Source organism: Mycobacterium colombiense (genome assembly GCF_001672755.1).
GTDB classification, from domain to species: domain Bacteria; phylum Actinomycetota; class Actinomycetes; order Mycobacteriales; family Mycobacteriaceae; genus Mycobacterium; species Mycobacterium colombiense_C.
Genome location: NZ_LZKI01000086.1, coordinates 1 through 5,455 on the forward strand (window position 1 = coordinate 1; position 5,455 = coordinate 5,455).

A 5,455-nucleotide genomic window follows, 5' to 3' on the forward strand; every position below is an offset into this window, starting at 1 on the left:
CACGCCGGCACGGTTGTACCACGACCGGTCGAACAACACGATCTCGCCGCCGGCCGGTAAGTGGCTGATGTAGCGCTGGAAGTACCACTGCGTTCGTTCACGGTCGCTGGGCTTGTCCAGCGCCACCACCCGCGCGCTGCGCGGATTGAGGTGCTCCATGAAGCGCTGAATGGTGCCGCCCTTGCCGGCCGCGTCGCGTCCCTCGAACACGATCACGTGCCGCCCGCCGGTGCGTTTGGCGTGATTTTGCAACTTCAGCAGCTCGACCTGCAAGCGCCGCTTGAGTCCCTCGTATTCGTCGCGCGGCATCCGGTGGTCGTAGGGGTATCGCTCGCGCCAGGTTTCAATGTGATTGCCGTCCCGGTCGAGCAGGACCGGGTCGTCGTCGTCGCGGTCGTCGACGGTGTACCCATGTTCGGGAGTCGACAGTGCGTCTAGATCTATCTCCGTCATACTCCGACGCTTACCCGCGGCCCCAGACCTTCACCCGCCGAAGGCCGGGCCGTCGAATCGATCTCGAGTGATGAACTCGGCGACCGGCCTGCGGCGCAGTTTGGTCAGCTGCCGCACCGGCTTTCCGAGCGGCACGACGGCGGCGACCGCGTGCCGGTCGGGGATGCCCAGCAGTTCGTGGACGCGTTCTTCGGCCGCGATCGCCATCGTCGTGATGGTGCCGCCGTAGCCCTCGCTACGCGCGGCGAGCAAGATGTTCCAGATCAGCGGGTAGACCGAGGCCCCGCCGGCGATGCCGACGCGGTCCAGGTTCTGGTCGATGGCGGCGACAACGGCCAGGTCCACCGAAACCACCAGGACGACAGGCGCTTTGGCGATCGGCGCCACGAAGGTGTCGGGAATCTCGGTCGCGTCGATGACGTCTTGCGGCACGCCGCTGGGATGAACCGAATTCCAAGGGTTTTCATCCGCCTGCAACTGGGCGAAGTAGCGGCGAGCGGCCGGCTTGCCGAGTTCGGCCAGCCGGCGGCGGACCGTTTCGTCGCGCACCACGGTGATATGGGCGCCCTGCCTGTTGCCGCCGCTGGGAGCGAACCGGGCGTTGTCGAAGATGCGCGCCAGCGCCTCATCGGGCAACGGATCGTCGGTGAATTCCCGTGCCGCGAAAGTTGTTCGCATCACGTCGTATAGCTGCATAGAGGGATGGCTCATCAACTCGCGGACGCGCACCGCTCCAAGCGGAAGGTGCGTTCGAACCCGGCCGGCTTCGTCGTCAACGTCACTTCCACCGCACCGCTGGGAGCGATGACGTAGCGCTCCTCGACGTCGGGCCCGTCCGTCCAGCGGCCGACCGGCTGACGCCCGAGGTCGTCGCGGTCGTAGAGGGCCGGATCGAACGGGAACAGCACCGGGTCGTAGGGCGTGACGTCGCCGTCGGGGCGCCCGTTGACCAGGCGGCTGCATTCCACGAAGCGGAAGTGCCCGATGTTGTGTGCCGCTCGATATTTTCGCTTCACCACTAGCGGGGATTGCCCGTCGGCCGGAAGCGAAACGTCCTTGCACACGATCGGGTCGAAGACCACACCCGCGCCGGCCTCGGCCTCCCGGAAGACCCCGAAGTTTCTCGAGAAGCGTTCGGACAGCGCGAAACCGGACTCCTTGTCCAGAAAGACGGCGAGTCCGATGGCGGTGGCGGCGAAGGGGTGCGGCGAGCGTTTCACCCGCTTCTCACCGAAGGTGCTGCGCAGCATTCGGGACACCAGTGGGAAGCCGCCGGCCCCGCCGACGACGTAGATGCCCGCCACCTCCGACCAGTCCACGTCCTTGCGGCCGCGCGCGGGATCGTGCAGGACCCGGTTGAGCAACTCCGTCGTCTGGTCGACCAGCGGGGCGCACACCGCGTAGACGTCGTCGATGGGGCAGGAGAACGGGGGCCGATCGACCGCGGACAGGTCCACCAGGAAGCGGCGTGTCTGCGGTCCGACGGCCTCTTTACGGGCGGCGCACTCCTCGGCCAGCAGGTCCCGGTCGGCGGCATCGAGGCCGGGCAGGCCGGCGCCGGCCAGCACCAGCTCCACGATCGCCTCGTCGAAGTCGTCACCGCCGAGGCGCTGAATGCCCTCGCTGATGACGACCTCGTTCGCGTGCCCGGCCATCTTCAGCAGCGACGCGTCGAATGTGCCGCCGCCCAGGTCGTAGATCAGGACGTATTCGCGCTTGGCGGTGATGGTGGATCGGTATCGGTGGGCGTATTCCAGGCTCGCGGCGGACGGCTCGTTGAGCAGCGCGACGACGTGAAAACCGGCGGCCACGTAGGCATCCAGGGTCAGCAGGCGCTGGGCGCTCGAGGCGTTGGCCGGCACGCTGATCGCGGCCTCGATGCCTTCGCCCGGCGCCAGGGCGACGTTCGAGTGCCGTTGCAGATCGGATTTCAGCTGGGCCAGGAAGCCGGTGAGGAGGTCGGCCAGGCGATAGTCGCGGCCCGCGAGGGTGACCTGGGTCTGGGGTCCGGCGTCGTTGAGCAGGCGTTTGAACGAGCGCAGCAGCGACCAGCCGGGTTCGTGGCGGACGGCGGCGGCGTCCGCGCCGAAGCGCAATTCCCCGGCGGCATTGGCGGCGATGAGCGACGGCCAGGCATCCACGCCCTCGAAGGAGACGACGGGATAGTTGCCCCGGTCGACGGCCGCGACGACGGTGTGGGTGGTGCCAAAGTCGATACCGACTCTCATCGCGCAAGTTTAGGACCGCGACGCGGGCTTGGGCCACGACCTTTCTACGCGGCGTGCCGCCCGCGTTCGGTCAGTCCTCGAAATGGCGCTCGTAGTCGTAGCGCTCGAGCCACCATTGCAGGCTGTGGGTCCCCATCGCGAGCAGCATCACCAATCCGGCGCAGGCGACGCTGATGATGGCGTTCACAGCCGGCCCATTTCGCGCGCCATGCGGGCGTTCTCGATGTACGCGTAATGCCTCGGGTAGTGGGGGTGCCGCGGCTGATTCGCGTCCGCGGCCATCCGCCGCAGCGCGGTGGCGATCCGGCCGGCGAGGGGGGCGCGGCGCGTCCCCTGGACAGCGGCGGTGCCGAAGAGCACCTGCTGGGTGCTGATCAGGACCTCTGCGGGTGCCGCTTCCACCGACGGCGCCGCCGAGGGCGGTTGCGGAATGGGCTCGTTTATGTCGGGTGCGGCCCGGAGTCCCGTTGGCGTGACCAGCATTTCGTCCACCTTCTTCGCGTAGGTCTGCCGGTGATGCAGCCAACGTAAGGTCGGCAATCGCCAGTAGGCACGCGTAGTCGACTACCTGTTTGTGCGCGGCCCGCTACGGCACCTCGGCAGGTACCGGTCAGCGGGCGGTCAACGCTCCTGAGCGCCGACGACCCCAGGAGTCGACGCCGGCAGCCCGTCCCACCTGCGTTGCACGTCGCGTTCGGCGGCGGTGGGGATCAGGCCCGAGGGCGCGAACAGCCTCGAGGGCACCGGGTCGTCCTCGGTCAAAGGCCGACTCAACTTGCTGCCCGGACCGCGAATCGCCCCGAGCGCGACCAGGACTCCGGCGATCAGCACGATGACGACGGCCACCGCGAACAGGATGGACAGCGTGCCCTGGATGGAGGTGTTGCGGATGACCTCGTCGAGCTGATGGGCGTTCCTGGCCGACCCGAACGACGTCTTACCGGCGCTCCTGGCGGCCAGGTACCGGAAGTGTTGCGTCCAGTAGCCGACGGCGGGATCCGCGGAGAAGATCTTCTGCCATGACGCGGTCAGCGTCACCACCAGATCCCACAGCAGCGGCGCCCCGGGAATCCACGCCCATTTCAGCAGACCCTTCTTGATGACGATCACCGTGATGACGGTCAGCGCGATCGCCGCGAGCAGCTGGTTGGCGATGCCGAACAGCGGGAACAGCGTGTTGATGCCGCCCAGCGGATCGGTCACACCCATCAGCAGGATGCCGCCCCAGGCGGCGACCACCGCCAGGCTGCAACCCCAGACGCCCGGGCGCCAACTCGGGTTTTGCAGCTTGGCCAGCGGGCCGCCCAGATTGCCCAGCGCATCGGAGAGCATGAACCGCGCGACCCGGGTGCCCGCGTCGACGGCGGTCAGGATGAACAGCGCCTCGAACATGATCGCGAAGTGGTACCAGAATGCCTTGAGACCGGCGCCGCCGAAGGCCCGGTTCAGCACCTCGGACATGCCCACCGCCAGCGTCGGGGCGCCGCCGGTGCGTGACACGATCGATTTCTCGCCGACCCCGGCGGCGGCCTGGTTCAGCTGGTCCGCGGTCGCCGCCCCGCCCGACAACCCGAGGCCGTTGACGTAGTGCGCCGCGGTGGCCGCGGTGCCGCCGGTCTGCGCGGCCGGGGCGTTGAGCGCGAAGTACACGTGCTGGTCGAGGACGGCCGCGCTGATGAGCGCCATGACGGCGACGAACGACTCGGTCAGCATGCCGCCGTAGCCGATGAAGCGCATCTGGCTTTCCTTCTCCAGCAGCTTGGGCGTCGTCCCCGACGAGATCAGTGCGTGAAATCCGGACAGCGCGCCGCACGCGATGGTGATGAACAGGAACGGAAACAGCGAGCCGGCGAACACCGGCCCGTCGCCCCGGTGGGCGAACCGCGAGACCGCCGGCGCCTGGATGAGCGGATGCGCGAGGAAGATGCCGAGCGCCAGCAACGCGATGGCGCCGATCTTCATGAATGTCGACAGGTAGTCGCGCGGTGCCAGCAGCAGCCACACCGGCAGCGCCGACGCCACGAAGCCGTAGCTGATGATCAGCCAGGAGACGGTGACCGCCGACAGGTTCAACCACGATGCGCCCCAAGAGGTTTCGCTGACCCAGTTGCCTGAGACCACGGCGAGCATCAGCAACACGAAACCGATGAGGGAGACCTCGCCTACCCGCCCCGGCCGCAGGAACCGCAGATAGCAGCCCATGAAAAGGGCGATGGGAATGGTCATCGCGATGGAGAACTCGCCCCACGGGCTCTGGGCCAGTCCGCGCACCACCACCAGCGCGAGCACCGCGATGATCATCACCATGATGACGAGGACGCCCACCATCGCGGCGGCCCCGCCGATGGCGCCCAGCTCGTCGCGCGCCATCTGGCCCAGGGAACGGCCCCGCCGCCGGGTGGAGATCCACAGCACCAGGTAGTCCTGCACCGCCCCGGCGAATACCGCGCCGACGATGATCCAGATGCTGCACGGCAGATAGCCCATCTGGGTGGCCAGCACCGGGCCGACGAGCGGCCCGGCCCCGGCGATGGCGGCGAAGTGATGGCCGAAGAGCACCCGGCGGTCGGTCGGCACGTAATCGCTGCCGTCGTCCAGAATCTCGGCGGGCGTGGCGTGGTCGTCGCGCGGCCGAACGACCTTCACTTCGATCAGCCGGGCGTAGAACCGGAATCCGATCAGGTAGGTGCAGATCGCCGCGACGACGAGCCACACCGCGTTCACCGTCTCGCCCCGGGCGAACGCGATGATCGCCCAGGCGACGGCGCCGAGCA

The 5,455-nt window shown here is 68.1% G+C and carries 4 protein-coding genes and 1 pseudogene; all 5 read right to left on the minus strand.

The features are described 5' to 3' along the window. Window positions 1-453 (minus strand): annotated as a pseudogene (locus A5708_RS13215) (polyphosphate kinase 2); the annotation flags it as partial. 30 nt (window positions 454-483) lie between these two features. Then, on the minus strand, window positions 484-1,149 hold the full coding sequence (locus tag A5708_RS13220) for a nitroreductase family protein (protein ID WP_196772625.1): 666 nt from the start codon (window positions 1,147-1,149) through the stop codon (window positions 484-486). A 14-nt stretch (window positions 1,150-1,163) separates the two neighbouring features. Further along, window positions 1,164-2,681, minus strand: a complete 1,518-nt coding sequence (locus A5708_RS13225) for an Hsp70 family protein (RefSeq protein WP_065029068.1) — start codon at window positions 2,679-2,681, stop codon at window positions 1,164-1,166. Between the two features lie 183 nt (window positions 2,682-2,864). Then, window positions 2,865-3,164 (minus strand): hypothetical protein, encoded by a 300-nt coding sequence (locus A5708_RS13230; RefSeq protein ID WP_155766003.1) that lies wholly within the window; start codon window positions 3,162-3,164, stop codon window positions 2,865-2,867. 138 nt (window positions 3,165-3,302) lie between these two features. Beyond that, window positions 3,303-5,455, minus strand: a 2,153-nt coding sequence (locus A5708_RS13235) for a carbon starvation CstA family protein (protein WP_065029070.1), incomplete at its 5' end; no start/stop codon positions are given.